Raw genomic sequence first — 17,931 nt, forward strand, 5'->3', positions numbered from 1 at the left:
GGAGCTCAGGCCACGAGGTTCGCGTACACGATGATGTTGTCCTTGTAGCTGTGCTCGGCGTGGTCGAACACACCACCGCACGTGATCAGGCGCAGCTGCGGCTTGTCGGTGTTGCCGAAGACCGCCTGCGTCGGGAACGTGTCCTTCGGGACCTCGTCCTTGTGGTCCACCACGAACTTCAGCTTCTTGCCGTCGCTGCGTTCGATGTCGACCTCGTCGCCTGGGCTCACGTCCTTGAGCTTGTAGAAGATGCCCGGCTGGTGGTTGCCGTCGACGTGGCCGAGGACGATGGCGGGGCCGACGTCACCCGGGACAGGCGAGAGGCGGTACCACGCGGCCTGCATCGGCGTCTTCACCGACGGCACCGAGATCTGCCCGTCCTTGTTGGGCAGCACGGTGATCAGTGACGACTTCGCGCCGATCTTCGGGATCTCCACCGACGTGGGCCGAAGGCCCGTGAAGGGCTTGGTCACCGGCACCGAGGTGGGCACCGGCTTCGCCGCGGCCGGGGCCGGGGCGGCGTCAGAGCCGCACGCGCTCAGCGTCACGGAGAAGAGCAGGGCGCCCGTGAGAACGACGCCCTGCCCGAACTTCCTGCGCATCAGGCGGCCATGCCGCCGAAGCCGGTCTCGACGCCGCCCTTGGGCGCGTACTTGACCTGCGAGGTGCCGTCGCCGCCCGTGGTGCCCGCGGAGCCGGAGCCCGCGCCACCGGCCGGCGGCACCGGGTGGTCCTCAGCCGGCTTGCCGGCGCAGGTCCAGTCGGCGGTCACGCCGCCGGCGTCGAACGAAATGCCGTCGTGGCGCGTCACGAGCCACTCCCAGTAACGGCCGTCGGTCTCGTCCTGGATCGGGCCCTCGACGAGGTCGAAGTCGTTCGAGTGCACGTTCGTCGGCTCGCCGGCGGCGCACGCGATCACGAAGATGCCCTGGTTGCCGTCGAGGTCGAGGCCGTAGGCGATGTCGTCCACGTACGGCGGCTCCTCCGGAGTGGTGGTCTCCTCGGAGCCCGACGTCGTCGTGGACGTCGGCTCGGTCGGCTGCGAGGTCGGCTCACCGGTGTTCGACGGCTCGCCCGGCTGGGTCGAGTCGGTCGGCTGCGCACCGGTGGTCGGGGTGTCCGAAGTGGACGGCGCGTCGGACGTCGGGGCGTCCGACGTCGGCGCGTCGGAGGTGGGCACGTCCGTGGCCGGAGTGTCCGAAGTGGGCGGAGTGGGCGGAGTCGCGACCTCGGAGGTGGTCGGCGTGTTCTCCGTGGCCTCCTGCGCCGAAGCGACCGGGGCGACGGCGAGGCCGATCAGGGCGCTCGCGAGCACGGCGCCCGCGAGTCTGCCCAGGGTCTTCTTCACGTGATTTTCTCCCTGGAAAGAAAGCGCGGTGACCCCCACCGCGTGCGCTGATCCTTCCCGAGATCACCGGAAAAGGTGAAACCCTTTGACGGTGATTAAAAGCACCTGAAGGAGAAGTAACGAATGCTTGGGTCTCAGCGATGTTGTGGCTCAACGGCAGGGAAACCGGCGAGACCGTGGCCTTACTGTAACAGTTCCGGCCCGCCGGCAAACCCCCTGTGAATTGTTGGCGGAAATCAGCCCAGTGCGGTGATCAGGTCGCGCCAGAGGTCTTCCGGATCTTCAAGACCCACGCTGAACCGCAGCAACCCGGCCGGCACGCGTTCCTCACCGGGCAGCCAGGCTCGGCGCTCCACCAGGCTTTCCACCCCGCCGAGGCTCGTCGCCGGGCGGATCAGCCGGACCGCGGCGCACACCTTGTCCGCGGCTTCCGCGTCGGGCAGCTCGAACGACACCATCATCCCGAACCCGGGGTAACGCACCTTCGTGACCGCCGGGTGTTCCGCCAAGCGGGAAGCGAGGAGCGCGGCCGTCTTCGACTGCTCCGCGAGGCGAACCGGCATGGTCCGCAGCCCGCGCAACGCCAGCCAAGCCTCGAGCGCGCCAGGCGTCGAACCGATCCGCGTGCGCGCGCCGCGCAGCTCGTCGGCGACCGCTTCGTCGGCCGCCACGGTGATCCCGAGCAACAGGTCGCTGTGCCCGCCGATGAGCTTGGTCGCGCTGTGCACCACGATGTCCGCGCCCAGCTTGAGTGGTTGCTGGTGCAACGGCGTCGCGAAGGTGTTGTCCACGACCACGCGGCCGCGGGTGCCGCGCGCGATCGTTTCGAGCTCCATCACCTCGAGCGTCGGGTTCGTCGGCGATTCGAGCCACAGCAGGTCGGCGTCGCAGTCGAGCCACGCCTGCGTGTCGGTGGGCTCGAGCTCGGTGACGCTGATCCGGCCCATCTTCTCCGCGTGGTGCATCGCCCCGCGCGTGACGGCGTAGCTGAACGTCGGCACCGCGACGGACGAGCCGACCGGCAGTGTGTCCAGCACGGCCGACAGGGTCGCGACGCCGGAGCCGAAGCTGGTCGCCTGGCCGCCTTCGAGTGCGCCGACGGCCTCTTCGAGCGCGTGCCAGGTCTCCGTGCCGTCGGAGCGCGCGTAGACGAAGTCACCACCGGCTTCGAAGGTGCTCGTGGCCACGATCGGGGTGTTCAGTGGCTCGCCGGGGCCGTGCGGCCGCCCGGCCGCGATCGCGAGCGTGCGCGGTGTCCAGTCGTCCATCCGCACACCGTAACTTCGTAACCGCAGCCGAGCAGCCGTGATGTGGCGGTCGGCTCACCCGCGCCGTGAGCCGACCAGCTCCCGTCTAGTGCGCGTACACCTCGAACTCGTACAGCGAGTAGCCGTAGTTCGTGCCCCGCTGCACGCCCTGCATCCGGACGAACCGGGCGTCAGAAGGCGCGAACGACACGTTGTCCGTGCCGCCGTTGCCGTCGGTCACCACCGCGGCGTCCCACCAGCTTTCGCCGTCGGCCGAAAGCTGGATCCGGTAGCCCTTCGCATCCGCGACCTCCCACGAGAGCACCACACGCGCGACCTGCTGCACCGAACCGAGGTCGACGGTGATCGACTGGTCGTCGCTCCAGTCGCTCGCCCACCGCGTCTTCGGGTTCGAGTCGACGGCGTTGCTCGCCGGCGAGTCGTAGAAGCCCGTCTCAGCGCTCGTCGCGTTCACCGGCTTGCCCGCCGCCAGATTGCCGACGTTGTCGCCGCGGTGCGCCGGGTACTCGACGACCTGCTGGAACGTCGGACGGTTCTGGGTGCTGATCTTGCCGTGGGTGATGCCACCGAGCGGGCGCTGGATCACGGTGTCCGCGCACCACTGGTCGCCGGCCGAGCAGTCTGCGTCGCCCGGGTACACGGTGCTCGCCGGCTGGGCCGCGGCCGCCGTCAGTGAATCGACCAACGCGGCACGGCACGCGATCAGGTCACCGCCGCCGCAGAACGTCGAGCCCAGCGGGCTCGCGACCGGCTGCCCCAGCACCGTGCGCAGGTCCTTGCTGACGTAACCCCACCAGCCGTGCTGGTAGGACGAACCCTGGTGCGGCTGACCGACGTGCTTGCCGGGCACCTCGTTCTGGAAGCCGGACGGGCTCTCGTTGATCTGCAGCACGTTCGTCATCGCGGTGAACGCGTCGTCGCCCATGGCCGGCTTGAACTCCGCGGTGACGAGCAACGGCCACCACGAGTCCATGATCCGGATGGCGTCCGCGTCGTTGTACATCTTGCTGCCCGGAGCCGACTCCACGCGCTGGTGCCCGTGTGCCAGCCACGTCTTGAGCTTCGCCTCGGCGTCGGCCGCGGCGCCGGTGAGCGGTGCCGTGTCGAGCACCTGCAGCAGCAGCGGCAGCACCTCTTCGGCCCGCAGGTCGGCGAGCGCCGCGTCTTCCATGGCCTGCGTGAGGTTCACGCGCGTGATCTTGGTGCCGCTGCCGATGAGTGCCTTCACGCGTGAGTCGAGCAGGTCGGCGCGGTGCACGGCCGACTTGTCGGCGCCACCGGACGCGTAACCCTTGGCTTGCGCGTTGTTCCAGCTGACGTAGTAGTCCTGGTTGATCGACTGCGGGTGCTGCGACATCGGCGTGTAGCTCGCCTTGTTGCCGTCGGGGTTCCAGCCCTGCCAGTCGTAGCCCTTGTCGCCCCACACCGGCATCATCGGGTCCACAGTGGAGTTGCGGGCGGGGTTGGCGCCGGAGTTGAAGTAGGCGACGTCCCCGGAATCGGCGTAGAACCAGTTGAAGGTGAAATTGACGTCGTTCGCGGCCTTCTGGAAGTCGGCGGCGGAGTGGACGAAGCCGGGGTCGTTGAACTCCTGGAACCCGATGAGCGAGTCGACCTCGTGGAAGTAGGAGGACCGCAGCGACGCGTACGCCACAGGCTGCCCGCCGATCGTCGCGCGGCTGAGCACCGGGCCGTACTTCGTGCGGTAGCTGCGCAGGGTGTACGAACCGGCGGCCGTGCCGTCGGCCACCGTGGGGGACCAGGAGTCCTTGCGCTCCACGACGTCCATCGGCAGGCACTGGCCCTGGTAGAGGTAGTAGTTCGAGTCCTTCGTGGCCGGTTTCCCGCTCGGGTCGCACAGTGGCAGCGCGAACGTGTCGATGATGTCCTGCGCCGACGTCGTCGCGCTCCACGAGTAGTCCTGGCCGCGGCCGAGCAGCACGTACATACTCAGGCCGGCGAACGACGCGCCGCGCGCGCTGATCCCCGGGCCCTGCAGCTCCTGCAGCAGGAGCAGTTGCGGCGCGAAGTACCCGGTCTGTGGCCCGAACACGGCCACCGGGTGGCCGCTCGCGGTCTTCGCGCCCGACACGACGAGCGCGTTGGACATGCCGTGCTTGTCGGTCAGCAGGTCGCCGGGCAGCACGCCGTTGTCGAACATGCCCTTCGCGGCTTCCTGGCCCGCCGGCTCCGGGACCTCGACCTTCGTGGGTGTGTTCGTCGCGGCCGAACCGGTGGCGTCGTACACGAGCTGCTGCGGGGTCACGGAACCCTCGTCCGGCAACGCGAGGCCCTGCGGGTTCGCGGGCGTCAGGCCGTAGTCGAAGGTCTGGCCGTCGTGCAGCGTCTTCACGGCTTCGGGGTCGTCGGCCGAGCGCAGGCTCTGCCACACCTGTTCGCCTTGCGCGACACCGTATTTCTCCTGCAGCGCGAGCTTCGCGATCGCGTTCTGCACCTCACCACCGCCGCCGGCGCCGAACTGCGCGCCGACCACCGACGCGAGCACCACGAGGTCCGTCAGCTTGAACGGTTCGATGGTGCCGGCGTTGGTGATGGCGTCCACGTGGCCGGTGAGCACGTACTCGCCCGGGAAGTAGCGGCCGTTGTGGGCGTCGGTGATGTACTTGTTGATGCCGTCGACGTACGCCTGCGCGTCGGCCAGGCCCTGCTGCCCACGTGGTCCGCTGGCGGCCGTCGCCTCGATCTGTTGCTGCAGCTCGGCTTCGGTGTACGGCGCGGCGGCGAAGAACGACTGCTCGAGCTCGCGGTTCGCGGGCGCGCCACCGGCATACGAGGTAAGCTGGCCGCGGCCGACGCGGCGCATGATGTCCATGAGCCACAAGCGGTCCTGCGCGGCCGCGTAGCCGGCGCCGAACTCCGTGCCCGAGCGCGTGGTCCCCTGGATGTGCGGCACGCCGGTGGCTTTGTCGCGGGTGATCGTCACGTCGGAGCGCGGCTGCAGCGTGCTCGCGACCTGGTCGGCGGGAACACCGAACGACGAATCGTCGAAGAACTCGCCGATCGTGTCCGTCGTCAGCGTCTTGTACCCGCCGGCGAGGTCGGCGTACTTGCCGAGCTGGTCGTCGGCGTGCGCGGGCTGGGTGCCGAACGCTTTGTTGCCGAGGATCTCGGCGAGCGTGGCGCTGCCGTTCTCCCCCGGGGGCAGGATGTCGTTGCACTGGCCGGCGCAGTAGTCGTTGCCGGGTAACGCCGCGGTGGCGGGCGGGGCGCCGCCGACCGTCTGGAGCAGGCCCGCCGCGGTGAAAGCCAGCGCGGCAACGGTCAGGGTGCGGATGCGTCGTCGCATGCCGGAGCTCCCGTCCATGAGTTCCCCCAGGTGACGCAGCGCACGCTACCGGCGGGTAGCTGAAGTGTGAAGACTATTCGCGTTTCTCCCCTCTTTGGGCCTAGTCCAATCGGCGCAGTTCAGCGCCGGTATGTACGGTGAGCGCCATGACCTTGGAAAAGCCCGAAATCGACCGCCCGGACGGCCCACCGCCCGCCGAACTCGAGATCACCGACCTCACGGTCGGTGACGGCGCGGAGGCCCAGTCCGGCAACGCCGTCACCGTCCACTACGTCGGCGTGTCCCACTCGACCGGCGACCAGTTCGACGCGTCCTGGGACCGCGGCGAGCCCCTGCGCTTCGCGCTCGGCGCCGGCCAGGTCATCCCCGGCTGGGACCAGGGTGTGGCCGGCATGAAGATCGGCGGCCGCCGCAAGCTCGTGATCCCGCCGCACCTCGCGTACGGCGAGCGTGGCGCCGGCGGCGTGATCAAGCCGAACGAGACGCTGATCTTCGTCGTCGACCTGGTCGGCGTGAACTGAGCTGGAAACCCGGGCAGCTGGGCTGGTCCGCAGAGGCAGCCCAGCTGTCTGATCCTTCCGGGTGAACCCGGTCGTGGCTACGCTGCCCACCATCACCGGTTGTGTTGGTCTGAACCACGATCTGGGGGACAACTGAAATGCGCCTTCGCGCAGTGCTTTCCGCCGCCTTGCTCACCCTCGGGGCCGCGCTGGCCACCGCTGTACCCGCCTTGGCCGTCGCCAACGGCGCGGACGTGCCGCAGGGCAAGTTCGAGTTCGCGGCGAAGCTGACGATGACGAACATCCCGCGGCCCGACGGCACGCACTACGACAGCGGCTGCTCCGGCGCGCTCATCGCCCCGCAGTGGATCCTCACCGCGGGCCACTGCTTCCACGACGTGGACCGCAACCCGATCTCCGGCCCGGTGCCGTACCCGACGTCCGTGCTGCTCGGCACCACGGTGCAGAAGGACGACCGTGGCGTGATGCGCCGGGTCACCGACGTCGTCCAGGCCGGCACCAACGACATCGCGCTGGCCAAGCTGGACAAGCCCGTCCGCGGAATCACGCCGCTGAAGGTCAGCCACACGACGCCGGTCATCGGCCAGCCGCTGACACTCGCCGGCTGGGGCAGCCTGAGCGCCGTGGACCCGGCGCCGTCGACGAAGTTGCAGCAGGGCACGGTCGCGGTTGGCGAGGTCGCGGCCACCACGCTCGGCGTGCACGGCGTCGCGCCGGCCGCGGACACCAGCGCCTGCCTGTACGACTCGGGCGCGCCGTACTTCGTCGCTTCCGGTCGGGGTGGGCGAATCGTCGCGGTGGAATCCGAAGGCCCGGATTGCCCGCACGCGGACGCGGAGACGACCTCGCGCGTCGACGTCGTCGCCGACTGGATCACCGACACGATCCACTAGCCCGACTACCAGAAACCAGGCCCCACGCACAGGTCGTGGGGCCTTTTTCTTTCGCCCGACAAGGGAATTCCTGACCCGGGGGTAGCTGGTTAGCGTTGAGGGTCGATCATCGGCGCCCCGCCGGTGACCCGACGAAGGGAAAGAATGCGCGTCCGCGCCGCACTCACCGCAGCAGCCCTCCTGTCCCTCCTCCCCGTCCTCACTGCCGCGCCGGCGCTGGCCGTCGCCGACGGGGCCGACGTGGCCCCGGGCCAGTTCGGCTTCACCGCCAAGCTGACCATGGCGAGCATCCCGCGTCCGGACGGCAGCACGTACACGAGCTTCTGCACCGGCTCGCTCGTCGCTCCACAGTGGATCCTCACGACCGGCCACTGCTTCCACGACGCGCAGCGCAACCGGGTGTCCGGCCCCGTGCCGTACCCGACCACGGTCACGCTCGGCCTGGTCGACGAAAGCAAGGAACAGGGCGTCACGCGCACGGGGACACAGGTGCTTCAGTCGGCGGAGAACGACGTCGCGCTGCTGCAGCTCGACAGCGCGGTCCCCGGCATCACGCCGCTCACGGTCAACCGCCTCGCCCCGGCCACGGGCCAGCGCCTCACCCTCGCCGGCTGGGGCAGCAAGACGCCGAAGAACCCCGTGCCGTCCTCGAAACTGCAGCAGGGCACGGTGCAGATCTCGACCGTCGGCAGCACGACGGTCGGCGTCCGCGGCGTCGCGCCCGCCGCGACGACCAGCGCGTGCGTCTACGACTCCGGCGCGCCCTACTTCATCCCCGCGGGCTCGGGGGGCCAGCTCGTCTCCGTCGAAACGACCGGCCCGGACTGCCCGCACACCACCGCCGAAACGACCTCGCGCGTGGACGTGATCGCGGACTGGATCGCCGACCGCACGAAGTGAGCCGGTGACCGGCGCGGAGAGCGATGAGCAGGCTCGCTCTCCGCGCCCGGCCCCTGCGGTGTTTTCACCGCGAGCCCGGCTGTCGGATTAACCCGCGGATTCCGCGAGTGGTGCCACCTTCGGCGGACGCGATTGTTCCGGCCTTACTCGTCCTTTTTCTTCGGCAGCTGGTCGGCGGCTTTTTTACCCGCCGGACCGAGCTTGTTCAACACCGAGCGCACGCCGCTGACCACGGCGTCGCCGACGTGATTCGGGTGGTCGTCGTCCGGGTCGCCGATGCCGCCGGCCGCGCCGCTGGAACCGGAATCCATGTCTTTCTCCCCAACTTGTGGTGTTCTTCGTTTTATCGTATCCGAAAAAATCCCGACCCAATTAATGGTACGCAGCCGCTGCGGCCACAACAACCGCGCGATTTACGCCTCCTCTGCCGGAACTGCGCCGATCGGGTTGTTCATCAGGTGGACGTGCTGAAAAGCCGCCCGATAGGGCGAAACACGGCGCGCCGATTCCCGGTACTTCGACCAGAACCGCTCGGCATACCGACGGCGCGCCCACGTGCTCGCTCTCCCCGGGCCACGTTTGCGCCCAGACGGCCCACCTGACGCACCGCGCCCGGGTCGTCGGGACGAGCGGTGGCGGCCGCCGGGCGACCGTCCGCGCGCCGCGCGGCCCGTACTGGTGCAGGAAGCCCACCTGCAGTTCGGAGCGGCAACCCTTCGACGATCGCCGTGGTGCGCGCCGCGGGATGCGTGATGCGGCGAGCCGACGCGCGGCCCGCCGGCAACTGCAACGCGGTCTCGCTGCCCAGGTGCGCCATGCGCTCGGCGAACTCCACCCCGTCTTGGCCGCGGAACTTCGCCAGTTCCGGTTCATACCGGCACTTCACGACTTCGGCGCCGCGGGCGGCGAACCGCTGGTCCAGCTCCGCCTCGACGTCGGCCGCCGCTTCGGGTGCGGAACTCGGTGACGCGCCGGGCATCCGCGCGCGCCGGGCAGCGCTTCGGTGAGTTCGAGACGGCCAGGCCTTTCAGCGCCGTCCACGCCGCGAGCGGGTGGGCGAAGCTGAGCCACTGCGGTTTGCCCTGCGGGATCCCGCCCGCGGCCGGGCCGCGGACGAACACCTGCTCGGGCAGACCGTGTTGCAAGGAACATCCGGTCGGCGCGGAGGAAGTCGACGTCGGGTCCACGGGACACCGATGGGAGAGCCGACGCGGGCAGCGTCCAGCGAGCACGGCGCAGCACGAGCCGGCCGTCGATCACGCGCTCGCGGAACCCCGGTTCGCCGGCCGGCGCCCACAGGCCAAGCGACAGAACCGGATCGAGAGCAGCCGCGGCACGCGGGCAGGTGCACGGGCACAGCGCCGAGGTAGCTCAGCGCGGCGGGACGGCCCGCCGGGTCGAGGACTTCGAGCGTGCCGGTGGCCAGGTCGTGGCACACGCGGAAGCAGTCGATCGAAACGCCGCCGTACGGCCGCGCCGTGCCCGAGACCAGCGCCGGCGCCGAGCGCACCCGCGGGCCGCTGGGTGTCGCTCCGGTCGGCGTGCGCCGTCACCTGGTACACCGCGCAACCGGGAACCGCTTCTCGTGCAACGAAGTCATCGCCGCTTCGACGCGGTCGGCCAACCCGGGCACGCCGGCCAGCGCGCCACCGCGCCGAGGTACCCGGGGTGTACCTGGTTGACCACGAGCACGTCGCTCGCGACCTGCCAGAAGACCGAGTGCGCTGGGCGGCCGACGCTTGCGCCGGCGACGTCGCGCACCTGCGGGTCGGGCACGGCGCACCGCGGCAGCGACCGCATCGGGTCCAGGTCACGCGGAACGCGAACTCCGCCAGGTCGGCGACACCACCGTTTCCGCAGTGGTGCAAGAAGAACCCGCACCAGGTCGAAGTAGCCCGCGCTCGGCCGAGCGCAGCAGGCCGTCGAGCCGGCCGAACTCACCGGCGACCCACGCGGGCGGCGTGGTTTCCGCTCCGGTCCGTGCGCGACGGTCTCGTGCACCAGTCCCAGCCCGTCGAGCCAGCCGGCGCGCACCCGATCGCTTTTGGCCAGTGCCCTGCGCAGCCGCCCGCGCAACGGCGAGCACCGCGTCCGCGAGCCGGCGGCCGTCCGCGCCACCGGCCGTCTCGGCCAGCGCGAGATGCCCCACTCGGTGACGTGCCGGGGCTCGGTCAGCCGCCACGGCAGCGCCAGGAGCAGCAAGCCCTGGTCCAGCAGCCGGCGCAGGTCGTCTGGCGAGCAGCCCAGCTCCGCGGCCAGCCCCCGTAGCCGCCGCGCTTTCGCGTTCACCGAGATCGCGCCAGTGCACCTTCCGCGACCACAGGAACCAGGTGTAGCGCCACCAGCCGAGCGTTCGGTTCGTCCGGGTGAGCGCGGGTGCTGCTGCGGTCCTCACCGCTCCTTCGCGGTCGTGGCAAGCGCTGACTCGTCGGCCACCTCGAAAACGACGTCTTCCAGCGAGTTCCGCCGCACCTCAAGGTCCGAAATCTGCCCGCCCGGTGTGCCAGTCGAGCAACGTGCGGCGGTCACCCTGCGGGTCGGTGCTGCTCGTCTCGTCGCGGCGGCCGTCTCCGGCTACGCCGGCCACCTCGACGGGGACGGCGGCGTCGCTGGTGAAGGTGATCGTCGACCCGTGATCGGCGCCGATGACCTCGAGGGTGCTGTTGGTGGCTGACCTAGCGTGGTTGGGTCCGTGAGCTGGGGTTATGAGGTTTGTCATGCGGGGGAGGTGGTGCTTCACGGGCAGGTGGTGAGGGCTGCGTCTGGGGGCGGGTCGATCCGGGCCCGGCGCCGGTTCACGGCGGAGCCGATGGGGCTCGACGAGGTCGTGGACCTGGGGGACCTGGGGGAGGTCGCCGGCACCTGAGTGGGGGAAGCTTCCGGCGGGGAACGGCGGCGGCTGGACTTGGCGGCTGCGGTGCTGGGGCGGCCGGAGCTGCTGTTCCTCGATGAGCCGACGACCGGGCTGGACCCGCGGGCGCGGGCGGCGGACGTGGCTCGTGCTGGAGAACATGGTCAGCCAGGGCATGGCGATCCTGCTGACCACGCACTACCTGGAAGAGGCGCAGTACCTCGCCTACCGGGTGGCGATCATGGACTGCGGGCGCATCGTGAAGCACGGATCCGTCGAGGGATCCGAGGTCACCTGCGGAACGATGCTGTGTCAGCCACCGATCGCACCGCGGGGGTCCGGGGGTCGCCCCCCGGGAAAAATGACGACCGACAAACGGGAAGAGGCCCGGTTGCGCTAGCAACCGGGCCTCTGAACACAGTGCGCGAGGAGGGAGTTGAACCCTCACGTCCTTTCGGACACACGGACCTGAACCGTGCGCGTCTGCCATTCCGCCACTCGCGCGAGTTGCTACGGGGTCTTCCCGTTGGCAGCCAGTGAAGCTTAGCAGGGGGTTTTCACGGGTTTCAGCGGGGGCCGTGTCGAGGCTTCCTCTCCCGGATAGGATCGGTTCGGAAGTACACGTGCGAGGAGGTCACCCCAGGTGGGTCGCGTAGAGCGCTTTGACAGGCGTCTCGAGAACCTCGTGGGGAACACCTTCGCGCGGATGTTCGGTGGCAACGTCGTCACGCAGGAAGTGGCGGTGGCGCTCGAGCGGGAAGGCGAGGAGAACGTTCGTGAGCTGGCAGGCGGTCGGCAGCTCGCCCCGAATCACTACATCGTGTCTCTGGGGACGGCTGACCACGATCGTATGGCCGGTGACGAGCAGCGGGTCACCGCGGTTCTCGCACAAGCCGTGGCGGAACACCTCGCCGAGCACGGCTGGGAGACCTATGGTGACGTCGTCGTATCACTCGAGCGCAACGAGGCGCTGCATACTGGACAGTTCAAGACCCGTTCGTCCGTCGATCCAGACGCCCGCGCGGCAAGTGGCTCGTCACGGTCGGCACGACCCAGCAACGCAGGAGACCCAGCAATGAGCCAGCCCCCCGGCTACGGCCAATACGACCAGGGTGACCCGTACGGCCAGCAAGGCCAGTACGGCTACGGACAGCAGGGTGGCCAGCAGCCCGGGTACGACCAGGGTTATGGCCAGCAGGGCGGCTACGACCAGCAGGGTTACGGCCAGCAGCCCGGCTACGACCAGTACGGCGGCCAGGGCGCTCAGCCCGGCTACGACCAGGGCTACCAGCAGGGCGGTTACGACCAGCAGGGTTACGGCCAGCCCCAGCAGGGCGGCTACGACCAGTACGGCGGCCAGCCGCAGCAGGGCGGTTACGGCCAGCAGGGCTACGACCAGGGCTACGGCCAGCCCCAGCAGGGTGGCTACGACCAGCAGGGTTACGGCCAGCCCCAGCAGGGCGGCTACGACCAGTACGGCGGCCAGCCGCAGCAGGGCGGTTACGGCCAGGCCCCGGCGGACCCGTACGGCCAGCAGGGTGGTTACGGTCAGCCCGGTGCCCCGGCCGGCGGCCGCCAGCTCGCGGCGAGCCTGCAGCTGGACGACGGCTCGAACCGGACGTACTCGCTGAAGCAGGGCGGGAACGTCGTGGGCCGCGGCCAGGACGCCGACTTCCGGCTGCCCGACACGGGTGTGTCGCGCCGGCACCTGGAGATCACCTGGGACGGCCAGAGCGCGACGCTCGCCGACATCGGGTCGACCAACGGCACCACCGTGAACGGGACCCCCGTGCAGACGTGGCAGCTCGCCGACGGCGACGTCATCCGGGTGGGTCACTCGTCGCTGGTGTTCCGAACCCAGGGCTGACCAGAGGCCGGTGACGGGGTTCCCGCAGAATTGTCGTGCGGGGGGAACCGCGGTGCGCGCGCGCCGCGGCTTGCAGGCAGAGTCGGGAGCGGACACAACAAGTGCCAGAGCTGGTCGTTCAACTCACCAGAGTGGGCTTTCTCGTACTGCTCTGGCTCTTCGTGTTCGCCGCCCTGCGGGTCGTCCGTTCGGATCTCTACGCCGCGTCCGGCCTCCGAGTGCAGGTGCCGTCGTTCCGGCGGAACAAGGAGAAGAAGCCGCGGGGCAGCAAGGCGCCGCAGCAGCTCCTGGTCACGCACGGGGCGCTGGCCGGTACCCGCATCGCGCTCGACGGCCGGCCGATCCTGATCGGCCGCGCGGACGACTCGACGCTGGTGCTGGACGACGACTACGCGTCGACCCGCCACGCCCGCATTTCTCTGCGCGGGGAGGACTGGTACGTGGAAGATCTGGGCTCGACGAACGGGACCTACCTCGACCGGGCTAAGGTCACTGCACCCCTCCGGGTCCCGCTCGGAGTCCCCATCCGGATCGGCAAGACGGTGATCGAGCTTCGCCCATGACTCTCGTCCTCCGCTACGCGGCCCGCAGTGACCGGGGCCTGGTGCGTTCGAGCAACCAGGACTCCGTGTACGCCGGCCCGCGCCTGCTCGCGCTCGCCGACGGTATGGGCGGCCACGCCGCGGGTGAGGTGGCCAGCAAGGTCGTCATCGCCTCGCTCGCACCGCTCGACGACGACGAGCCGGGCGACGACCTGCTCGCCCAGCTCCGCGAGGCGGTGCAGAACGGCAACGCGGCGATCGCCGAGCTCGTTTCACAGGACCCCGACCTCGACGGCATGGGCACCACGCTCACGGCCGTGCTGTTCGCCGGCAACCGGCTCGGCCTGGTGCACGTCGGCGACTCGCGCGCGTACCTGTTCCGCGGCGGCCAGTTCGCGCAGATCACTCGCGACGACAGCTTCGTGAACGAGCTGCTGGAGCAGGGCCGCATCACGGCCGAGGAGGCCGCGGTGCACCCGCAGCGTTCGCTGCTGCTCAAGGCGCTCACTGGCCACGAAGTCGAACCGAGCCTCACGGTGCGCGAGGCGCGTGCCGGTGACCGGTACCTCATCTGCTCCGACGGCCTGTCCGGCATGGTCAGCGACGAGACGATGGCCGAGGCCATCCGCATCCCGGACCCGCAGGACTGCGCGGACCGGATGATCGAGCTGGCCCTCAAGGGCGGTGGTACGGACAACGTCACCGTCGTCATCGCCGACGTGGTCGACGTCGACTTCGGCGAAGACGCCCCGATCGTCGGCGGCGCCGCGGGCGACGGCAGTGACGAACAGCACCAGGGCGATTCGCCCGCCGCGCGGGCCCGGGCGCTCACGCAGCCGCCCCCTCCGCCGCGGCCCGAGCCGCAGGCGTTCGAGGAGGATCCGAAGGCCAAGCGCCGCAAGCGGTTCCGGTGGCTCGTCGGCGCGGTCGTGGTGCTGATCGTGCTGGCCGCGGCCGCGATCGCCACGCGCTATTTCGTCCTCAGCCAGTTCTACGTGGGCGAGGGTCCCGACCAGGAGGTCGTGATCTACCGCGGGGTGCCCGGCTCCATCCTCGGCATCCAGCTGCACTCGCTCGAGCAGGGCTCGTGCCCGCCGGGTCAGCTGTGCTCCGACAAGTTACGCGTCCCCGCTCTGCAGGAGGACGCGCGCATCGCCGTGCAGAACGGTGTGAAGCGCGACAGCCTGGACGACGCGCGCAAGTACATCGACGACTTCCTGCGGCTGAAGAAGCAGCTGGGCGACTGTTCGCCGGTGACGCCGGGCGCTCCCGGCACGACCGGGGCCCCGGCGACCTCGGCGACCTCGGCGACCTCGGTGCCGCCGTCGTCCGGCGGGGTGCCGACGGCTCCGGGTGGGCCGCCGGCGTCGTCCAGCGCCGCTGCGCCGCCTTCGGGCGGCACGTCTTCGTCGGCGAACCAGCCTGCGGGGAGGGACTGCTCGACGTCGAGTACGGCGCCGGCAGGAGGCGGTAACTGATGGGCCAGCCCCTGGCCGACCCGTTGTCGGCCCAGTTCGCCACCAATCCGCCCCGGGAGCTGCCCAAGCGCCGGGGCACCGAGCTGTTGTTGCTGGCGTTCGCCGCGTTCATCGTCACGCTCGCCCTGGTGCTGGTGGAGGCCAACCAGGAGCAGGAGCTCACGCTCTCGATCCTGTGGCTCGGCCTGGCGTACCTGGGGGTGCTCACGGCCGCGCACCTCGCGGTCCGGAGATGGGCGCCGTACGCGGACCCGGTGCTGCTGCCGTGCGTCGCGCTGCTGAACGGCATCGGGCTGGTGATCATCCACCGGCTCGACCTCGCGGAAGCCGAGCAGGCCGCGCAGCGGGGCACGGACTACAGCCCCGAGGTGACGAAGCAGGTCCTGTTCACGGTCATCTCGCTCGCGCTGTTCGTGGTCGTGCTGATCGTGGTCAACGACCACCGCACCCTCACGCGTTACGGCTACACCTTCGGTCTCGTCGGCATCATCGCGCTCGCGCTGCCCGCGGTGCTGCCCTCGAGCCTGTCCGAGGTCAACGGCGCGAAGGTGTGGCTCAAGCTGCCGTTCTTCTCGATCCAGCCGGGTGAGTTCGCGAAGATCCTTCTGATGATCTTCTTCGCCTCGTTCCTGGTGTCCAAACGGGACCTGTTCATGGTGGCGGGCAAGAAGGTCCTCGGCGTGGAGCTGCCGCGCGCCCGTGACCTGGGCCCGATCCTCATCGCGGCCGCGGCGAGCATCGGCATCCTGGTGTTCGAGAAGGACCTGGGCACGTCGCTGCTGTACTTCAGCATCATCCTCGTGATGCTCTACGTCGCGACCGAGCGCGTGATCTGGGTCGTGGTGGGGCTGACGTTCTTCGTGGGCGGCTGCCTGATCGCCTACAACCTCTTCACACACGTCCAGCAGCGCGTGGAGAACTGGCTCAACCCGCTCGGCCCGCGCTACGACGAACTCGGCGGCTCCTACCAGCTCGCCCAGGGCCTGTTCGGCCTCGGCACCGGCGGGGTCGGCGGTACCGGTCTCGGTGCCGGCCGGCCGGACATCGTGCCCGCGGCGGGCACCGACTTCATCACCGCGTCGATCGGCGAGGAGCTGGGCTTCATCGGCCTGGCCGCCGTGCTGATGCTGTACCTGCTGATCGCGATGCGCGGCATGCGCAGCGCGCTGGCCGTGCGCGACACGTTCGGCAAGCTGCTCGGCGGCGGGCTCGCGTTCACGATCGTGATGCAGATCTTCGTGGTCGTCGGCGGCGTGACCGCGCTGATCCCGGAGACCGGCATCACGGCGCCGTTCCTGTCCCAGGGTGGTTCGTCACTGCTCGCGAACTACATCCTCGTCGCACTGCTGCTGCGCATCTCGGACGCGGCCCGCAGGCCGGCCAAGCGCCCGAAGCCGCAGCAACCCCAGGCTCCGATCGCCGAGGCGCACACCGTGCTGGTGCAGCGCCCCGCTCCCGGCGCCGCCCCGAACGGCGACGGGAGGACACCGTGAACACCCCGCTGCGCAAGGTCGGCATGGCGATGCTCGTGATGATCGTCCTGCTGCTGGCCAACGACACCTACATCCAGGTGGTCAAGGCCGACGACTACCGCACCGACCCCCGCAACCAGCGGGTGCTCTACGACGAGTACTCGCGCCAGCGCGGCCAGATCGTGGCGCCGGACGGCACGGTGCTCGCCGGGGTCAAGCCCTCGAGCGACAAGTTCAAGTTCACCCGCACCTACACCGACGGCCCGATGTACGCGCCGGTCACCGGCTTCTACTCGATCAACTACGGCGCGGGCGGGCTGGAGCGCGCCGAGGACGACGTGCTCAACGGCTCCGACCCGCGGCTGTTCGTGCGCCGCCTGTCGGACATGATCACCGGCCGCGATCCACGTGGCGGCAATGTGAAGCTCACGATCGACCCGAAGGTGCAGAAGGCCGCTTACGACCTGATGACCCAGCACGGCTACACCGGCGCAGTGGTGGCGATGGAGCCGAAGACGGGCCGCATCCTCGCGATGGTGTCCACGCCGTCGTACGACCCGAACACGCTGGCCACGCACGGCAAGGACCAGAACACCGCCTGGACGAACTACTCCAAGGACCCGAAGAACCCGATGCTGAACCGGGCGATCTCGGAGACCTACCCGCCCGGGTCGACGTTCAAGATCGTCACCGGGTCCACCGCGCTGCAGGCCGGCATCGGACCCGACACGGTCGTGAGCACCGCGCCGAACGTGAAGCTGCCGGGCACCAACACCACGCTCGAGAACTACGCCGGCGAGACCTGCCCCGGCAACACCTTCAAGGACGCGCTGGCCCACTCGTGCAACGTGCCGTTCGCGACGTTCGCCGGGCAGCTCGGGGCCGACAAGATCAAGGAAACGGCCGCGAACTTCGGCATCGGCCAGAGCGACCTCACCGTGCCGATGAAGGTGGCGCCCTCCACGGTCGGCGCGCTCGACTCGCAGGCCGCGCTCTACCAGAGCGGCATCGGCCAGCGCGACGTGCGGCTCACGCCGCTGCAGGACTGCCTGCTCGCCGCAACCGTCGCCAACGGCGGCATGGCGATGAAACCGCAGCTCGTGCAGTCGATCCTGGCGCCGGACCTCTCGACGATCGAGGACGTCGACCCGGAGCAGGTCACCGGCACGCCGGCGCTCTCGCCCGAGAACGACCAGATCATGACCGACATGATGATCGCGTCGGAGAGCTTCACGGCGGGCAAGGGCAAGAACCCCGCGCTCAAGATCGCGTCGAAGACCGGGACCGCCGAGCACGGCACCGACTCGAAGAACACCCCGCCGCACGCGTGGTACACCGCGTTCGCGCCGTCGGACAACCCGCAGATCGCGGTGTCCGTGATCGTCGAGAACGGCGGCAACCGCGGCCTCGCCGCGACCGGTGGCTCCGTCGCCGCGGAGATCGGCCGCGCCGCCATCGCCGCGCACCTCGGGGGTGGATAGCCG

17 protein-coding genes, 1 tRNA gene and 1 pseudogene are annotated in these 17,931 nt (G+C 69.8%); 10 read left to right on the top strand and 9 right to left on the bottom strand.

The window, feature by feature from the left end; translation table 11 throughout:
• Positions 1–5: 5 nt before the first annotated feature.
• The 4 genes from I6J71_RS44125 to I6J71_RS44140 all read right to left on the bottom strand — a co-directional run bounded on the left by I6J71_RS44125 (position 6) and on the right by I6J71_RS44140 (position 5,923).
• On the bottom strand, positions 6–602 hold the full coding sequence (locus I6J71_RS44125; protein WP_204092281.1) for a class F sortase: 597 nt from the start codon (positions 600–602) through the stop codon (positions 6–8).
• Positions 602–1,348, bottom strand: coding sequence for a hypothetical protein (locus tag I6J71_RS44130; RefSeq protein WP_204092282.1), 747 nt, complete (start codon positions 1,346–1,348; stop codon positions 602–604). Before I6J71_RS44130 ends, I6J71_RS44125 begins: the two co-directional genes overlap by 1 nt.
• Before the next feature lie 236 nt (positions 1,349–1,584).
• Complete coding sequence (locus I6J71_RS44135) at positions 1,585–2,616, bottom strand: PLP-dependent aspartate aminotransferase family protein (RefSeq protein ID WP_204092283.1); 1,032 nt, start codon at positions 2,614–2,616, stop codon at positions 1,585–1,587.
• 85 nt (positions 2,617–2,701) lie between these two features.
• Positions 2,702–5,923: a penicillin acylase family protein gene (locus I6J71_RS44140; protein WP_204092284.1), complete on the bottom strand. Its 3,222-nt coding sequence runs from the start codon at positions 5,921–5,923 to the stop codon at positions 2,702–2,704.
• 146 nt (positions 5,924–6,069) lie between these two features.
• Between I6J71_RS44140 and I6J71_RS44145 the strand changes: the two genes are divergently transcribed.
• The 3 genes from I6J71_RS44145 to I6J71_RS44155 all read left to right on the top strand — a co-directional run bounded on the left by I6J71_RS44145 (position 6,070) and on the right by I6J71_RS44155 (position 8,237).
• Positions 6,070–6,444 carry an FKBP-type peptidyl-prolyl cis-trans isomerase gene (locus tag I6J71_RS44145; protein WP_204092285.1) on the top strand — a complete coding sequence of 125 codons (375 nt, stop codon included), beginning with the start codon at positions 6,070–6,072 and terminating at the stop codon, positions 6,442–6,444.
• 137 nt (positions 6,445–6,581) lie between these two features.
• Positions 6,582–7,337: a trypsin-like serine protease gene (locus I6J71_RS44150; RefSeq protein WP_204092286.1), complete on the top strand. Its 756-nt coding sequence runs from the start codon at positions 6,582–6,584 to the stop codon at positions 7,335–7,337.
• 144 nt (positions 7,338–7,481) lie between these two features.
• Positions 7,482–8,237: a trypsin-like serine protease gene (locus I6J71_RS44155; RefSeq protein WP_204092287.1), complete on the top strand. Its 756-nt coding sequence runs from the start codon at positions 7,482–7,484 to the stop codon at positions 8,235–8,237.
• Positions 8,238–8,380: 143 nt separating this feature from the next.
• Here the strand turns inward: I6J71_RS44155 and I6J71_RS44160 are convergent, their stop codons facing one another.
• The 4 genes from I6J71_RS44160 to I6J71_RS44175 all read right to left on the bottom strand — a co-directional run bounded on the left by I6J71_RS44160 (position 8,381) and on the right by I6J71_RS44175 (position 10,956).
• Positions 8,381–8,548 carry a hypothetical protein gene (locus tag I6J71_RS44160; protein WP_204092288.1) on the bottom strand — a complete coding sequence of 56 codons (168 nt, stop codon included), beginning with the start codon at positions 8,546–8,548 and terminating at the stop codon, positions 8,381–8,383.
• 143 nt (positions 8,549–8,691) lie between these two features.
• Positions 8,692–9,216, bottom strand: coding sequence for a hypothetical protein (locus tag I6J71_RS44165; RefSeq protein WP_204092289.1), 525 nt, complete (start codon positions 9,214–9,216; stop codon positions 8,692–8,694).
• Positions 9,217–9,833: 617 nt separating this feature from the next.
• The gene (locus I6J71_RS44170; RefSeq protein ID WP_204092290.1) at positions 9,834–10,526 is read right to left on the bottom strand and encodes a hypothetical protein; all 693 of its coding nucleotides are present in this window, start codon (positions 10,524–10,526) and stop codon (positions 9,834–9,836) included.
• 184 nt (positions 10,527–10,710) lie between these two features.
• Positions 10,711–10,956, bottom strand: a complete 246-nt coding sequence (locus I6J71_RS44175) for a hypothetical protein (RefSeq protein ID WP_204092291.1) — start codon at positions 10,954–10,956, stop codon at positions 10,711–10,713.
• A gap of 147 nt (positions 10,957–11,103) precedes the next feature.
• On the opposite strand from I6J71_RS44175, the pseudogene I6J71_RS51535 reads away from it, so the two are divergent.
• Positions 11,104–11,217: pseudogene (locus I6J71_RS51535) on the top strand (ATP-binding cassette domain-containing protein); the annotation flags it as partial.
• Entirely contained in the window at positions 11,186–11,488 is a 303-nt protein-coding gene (locus I6J71_RS51540; protein WP_239154254.1) for a hypothetical protein, read from the top strand. The pseudogene I6J71_RS51535 and the gene I6J71_RS51540, both read left to right, overlap by 32 nt.
• Positions 11,489–11,509: 21 nt before the next feature.
• Here I6J71_RS51540 and I6J71_RS44185 read toward each other — a convergent pair.
• Positions 11,510–11,592 (bottom strand) — tRNA-Leu (locus tag I6J71_RS44185).
• Between the two features lie 139 nt (positions 11,593–11,731).
• Between I6J71_RS44185 and I6J71_RS44190 the strand changes: the two genes are divergently transcribed.
• The 5 genes from I6J71_RS44190 (at position 11,732) to I6J71_RS44210 (ending at position 17,928) form a co-directional block, all read left to right on the top strand.
• Positions 11,732–12,955 carry a DUF3662 and FHA domain-containing protein gene (locus I6J71_RS44190; RefSeq protein WP_204092292.1) on the top strand — a complete coding sequence of 408 codons (1,224 nt, stop codon included), beginning with the start codon at positions 11,732–11,734 and terminating at the stop codon, positions 12,953–12,955.
• 101 nt (positions 12,956–13,056) lie between these two features.
• The gene (locus I6J71_RS44195) at positions 13,057–13,518 is read left to right on the top strand and encodes an FHA domain-containing protein (RefSeq protein ID WP_204092293.1); all 462 of its coding nucleotides are present in this window, start codon (positions 13,057–13,059) and stop codon (positions 13,516–13,518) included.
• On the top strand, positions 13,515–14,975 hold the full coding sequence (locus I6J71_RS44200) for a PP2C family serine/threonine-protein phosphatase (RefSeq protein ID WP_204092294.1): 1,461 nt from the start codon (positions 13,515–13,517) through the stop codon (positions 14,973–14,975). The genes I6J71_RS44195 and I6J71_RS44200 overlap by 4 nt, the downstream gene beginning before the upstream one ends.
• Positions 14,975–16,468 carry an FtsW/RodA/SpoVE family cell cycle protein gene (locus I6J71_RS44205; protein ID WP_204092295.1) on the top strand — a complete coding sequence of 498 codons (1,494 nt, stop codon included), beginning with the start codon at positions 14,975–14,977 and terminating at the stop codon, positions 16,466–16,468. The genes I6J71_RS44200 and I6J71_RS44205 overlap by 1 nt, the downstream gene beginning before the upstream one ends.
• A complete protein-coding gene (locus I6J71_RS44210) occupies positions 16,465–17,928 on the top strand; it encodes a penicillin-binding protein 2 (protein WP_204092296.1) in 1,464 nt (487 codons plus the stop codon). The genes I6J71_RS44205 and I6J71_RS44210 overlap by 4 nt, the downstream gene beginning before the upstream one ends.
• Positions 17,929–17,931: the final 3 nt, after the last annotated feature.

The sequence above is a fragment of the Amycolatopsis sp. FDAARGOS 1241 genome (assembly GCF_016889705.1).
Classification (GTDB): Bacteria; Actinomycetota; Actinomycetes; order Mycobacteriales; family Pseudonocardiaceae; genus Amycolatopsis.